We start from the raw sequence: 3656 nt of genomic DNA, 5'->3' as shown, positions 1-3656 counted from the left end.
CCGGGCCGCCATGGGCGCCGCCGTGCAGCGCGCGGACGAGCTGGCCCAGGCCGGTGACGTGGTGCTCATGGCCCCGGCCGCCGCCTCCATGGACCAGTTCCGCTCGTACGCCGAGCGCGGCGAGGCCTTCGTGGAGGCGGTCGCCGCCGTCATGCGCCAGCACGGCTGGAGCGTCGACGACGGCGCCCCCGCCTCCGGCTGACCGCCCGCCTCCGTCCGAAGGCCCCACCGACCCCGACCCACCGACCCCGTCCCGTTGAAGGAGCACCATGCCGACGAAGTCCTCCGGCGGCCCGAGCTCCGTGCGGCGTGGCCTGGACCGGTTCTGGGCGGCCCTCGAGGGCCGCCGCATGCTCGACATGACGGTCCTGATGATCGCCGGCAGCACCGCGGTGCTCACGGTCATCGGCCTGGTCATGGTGCTGTCCTCGTCCTCGGTCGAGGCCATCGGGTCCGGCGGCTCGTACTCCCTGTTCCTGCGCCAGTCGATGTGGGCGATCGTGGGCGTTCTCGCCCTGACGGTCGCCGCCTTCACCCCCGTCACGTGGATCCGACGCCTGGCCTGGCCCGCGCTGCTGGTGGCGATCATCCTGCTGGCCCTGGTGGCCTTCACCTCGCTCGGCATGGAGGTGGGCGGCAACCGCAACTGGATCCGGCTCGGCCCGGTCACCGGCCAGCCCTCGGAGCTGGCGAAGCTGTCCCTGGCGCTCTGGGGCGCGGCAGTCATGGCCCGCAAGGGCCGGCTGGTGAAGCAGGTCAAGCATGCGCTGGTGCCGGTGATCGCCCCGGGCGGGCTCGTGGTCCTCGGCCTGATCATGTACGGCCGCGACCTCGGCACGGCCATCATCGTCCTGCTGGTCCTGGCCGCCGTGCTGTACGTGGCCGGCACCCATCGGATCGTCTTCCTCGTCACGGCGGTCCTGGCCGCGGTCGTGACGATCGGGCTCACGCTCTTCGCGGCGCACCGCATGCTCCGGGTGCAGGTGTGGCTCGGGGTCGAGGCGGCCTGCGAACACACCTCCGACCCCTGCTTCCAGCCCGCCCACGGCCTCTACGCGCTCGCCTCCGGCGGCTGGTGGGGCGTCGGCCTCGGCCAGTCCCGTCAGAAGTGGAGCTACATCCCCGAGGCGGAGAACGACTTCATCTTCACGATCCTCGGCGAGGAGCTGGGCCTGCTGGGCACGCTGCTCGTGATCGGGTTGTTCGCGGTGCTGGCCCTCGGCATGTACCGCGTGGCGGCGCAGACGCGGTCCACGTTCATCCGGGTGGCGACGTGGGGCATCATCGCGTGGTTCGTGGGACAGGCATTCCTGAACGCCGGCATGGTCTCGGGACTGCTGCCGGTGGTGGGCGTGCCGCTGCCGTTCATCTCCTACGGAGGCTCCGCCCTGACGCTGGCCCTGACGGCCGTGGGCATCGTCCTGTCCTTCGCACGGCACGAGCGGCGCCTGGCGCATCTAGCCGCCCAGCAGGCCCATGAGGCATCCTTCCGACCGTCCGACCCGAGCACCGCACCCCAGACCCAGGAGGCCTGAGCATGACCGTCCCCTCCACCGACCGACCGCTGCACGTGGTCCTCGCCGGCGGCGGCACCGCCGGGCACATCTCGCCGATGCTGGCCATCGCGCGGGCCCTGCAGTCACCGGCCCCCGGCCCGGACGGCGCGGCCCCGGCCTCGGCCGTCTGCACCATGGTCGGCACCGCCTCCGGCATGGAGACCCGCCTCGTCCCGGAGGCCGGATTCGAGCTGGACACGATCGAGCGCGTGCCCTTCCCGCGCCGGCCCTCCATGGACGTGCTGCGCTTCCCCGGCCGCTTCCGCACGGCCGTCGAGCAGGCGAAGCAGATCCTGCGCCGGCGGGAGGCGGACGTGCTCGTCGGCGTCGGCGGCTACGTGGCGACCCCGATGTACCTGGCGGCCAGGTCCCTGCGCATCCCGACCGTCGTCCACGAGGCGAACGCTCGGCCCGGGCTCGCCAACCGGCTCGGCGCCCGCTCGGCCGCCCGGGTGGCGGTCGCCCTGAAGCAGACCCCGCTCACGGGCGCAGAGTGGGTCGGCATGCCCATGCGCCGCGAGGTGTCCGCCCTGGACCGCACTGCGGCACGGGCCGAGGCGGCCGCCGAGCTCGGGCTGGACCCGGCGCGCACCACGGTGGTGGTCACCGGAGGCAGCTCCGGCGCCCTGTCCGTGAACCGGACGGTCCAGGGGGCCCTCGACGACCTGCTGGGCGCGGGCCTGCAGGTGCTCCACCTGACCGGTCGCGGCAAGGAGGTCAGGGACGCCGCCGGCGGGCGCGTGGTGCGCGAGGGCTACCACCAGCGGGAGTACCTGGACCGCATGGAGCAGGCCTACGCCGTGGCGGACCTCATCGTCGCCCGCTCCGGCGCCGGCACCGTGTGCGAGGTCGCCGCCGTCGGCCTGCCGGCCGTCTTCGTGCCGCTGCCCATCGGCAACGGCGAGCAGGCCCTGAACGCGGAGCAGGTCGTCGCCGACGGCGGCGCGCTGCTCGTCCGCGATGCCGCCTTCGGCCCGGAGTGGATCCGGCGCGAGCTCATCCCGCTGGCGTCCTCGCCGGAGCGCCTGTCCGCCATGGCCGCCGCCTCCGCCTCCCACGGGGTGCGCGACGCCGACCAGAAGATGGCCCGACTCACCCGTGAGGCCGCAGCCGAAGGAGCACGCCGATGAGCGACCGCACCCCCACGCACCCGGACGACCTGCCCACCGAGGGGCGTGTCCACTTCCTCGGCATCGGCGGAGTCGGGGTCTCGGGCGTCGCCCGGATCCTTCAGGACCAGGGCGTCCCGGTCTCCGGCACCGACGCGAAGGACCTGCCGGTCATGCACCAGCTGGCCCAGGGCGGTGCCCGGATCAGCGTCGGGTACGCCCCGGAGAACGTCGGCGAGGACGTTACCTGCGTGATCGCGTCCTCGATCGCCGGTCCCGGCAACCCCGAGTACGACGCCGCCGCCGCGCGCGGCCTGCGCATGATGCACCGCTCCGAGGGCCTGGCGCTGGCGATGCGGGGCCACCGGGTGCTGGCCGTCGCCGGCACCCACGGCAAGACGACCACGTCGTCCATGGCCGCCATGGCCTTCACGGAGGCCGGCTGGCGGCCGACGTTCGCGGTGGGCGCCGCCGTCGCGGGTCTGGGGACCAACGCGGCCCACGGGGAGGGCGAGTGGTTCGTGGCCGAGGCCGACGAGTCGGACGGCACCCTCGTGAACTACCCGTCCACGGTCGCGATCGTCACCACGGTCGAGGCGGACCACCTGGACCACTACTGCACGGAGGAGGCGGTCCACGAGGTGTTCCGCACCTTCGCGGGCCGGCTCCCTGACGCCGCCGAGGGCGGCGCGCTCATCGCCTGCCTGGACGACGACGGCGCGGCCGGCCTGGCCGCCTGGGCCCGCTCCGAGGCGCGCTGCCGTGTGCTGACGTACGGCACCGCGGAGCGGGACGGGGTCCGTCCGGACCTGCTGGTGGCCGAGACCCTCGTGGACCCGGGGGAGTCGGGCGTCGGGCAGCGGGGTGCGCTATGAGTTCGCGGACGGCACCGTCCTGTCCGTGCGCCTGCAGGTGCCCGGCACCCCCACAACGCGCTGAACGCCGCGGCCGTGCTGCTGGCCGCCCCTGCAGGCGGGGGCATGGAGCCTGC

3 protein-coding genes and 1 pseudogene are annotated in these 3656 nt (G+C 74.1%); all 4 read left to right on the top strand.

What is annotated here, in order from left to right; genetic code table 11:
* Positions 1 to 202, top strand: a pseudogene (gene murD / locus AC2W7A_RS10445) (UDP-N-acetylmuramoyl-L-alanine--D-glutamate ligase); the annotation flags it as partial.
* A 67-nt stretch (positions 203 to 269) separates the two neighbouring features.
* Positions 270 to 1535 carry a putative lipid II flippase FtsW gene (ftsW, locus tag AC2W7A_RS10440; protein WP_485991297.1) on the top strand — a complete coding sequence of 422 codons (1266 nt, stop codon included), beginning with the start codon at positions 270 to 272 and terminating at the stop codon, positions 1533 to 1535.
* Between the two features lie 2 nt (positions 1536 to 1537).
* Complete coding sequence (gene murG, locus AC2W7A_RS10435; RefSeq protein WP_485991296.1) at positions 1538 to 2686, top strand: undecaprenyldiphospho-muramoylpentapeptide beta-N-acetylglucosaminyltransferase; 1149 nt, start codon at positions 1538 to 1540, stop codon at positions 2684 to 2686.
* Positions 2683 to 3540: a Mur ligase domain-containing protein gene (locus AC2W7A_RS10430; protein WP_485991295.1), complete on the top strand. Its 858-nt coding sequence runs from the start codon at positions 2683 to 2685 to the stop codon at positions 3538 to 3540. The genes murG and AC2W7A_RS10430 overlap by 4 nt, the downstream gene beginning before the upstream one ends.
* Positions 3541 to 3656: the final 116 nt, after the last annotated feature.

The sequence above is a fragment of the Micrococcus sp. LASM2_SD2 genome (assembly GCF_057364565.1).
Note: the sequence above shows the minus strand (reverse complement) of the source record. Positions and strands in the feature narration are given on the sequence as shown.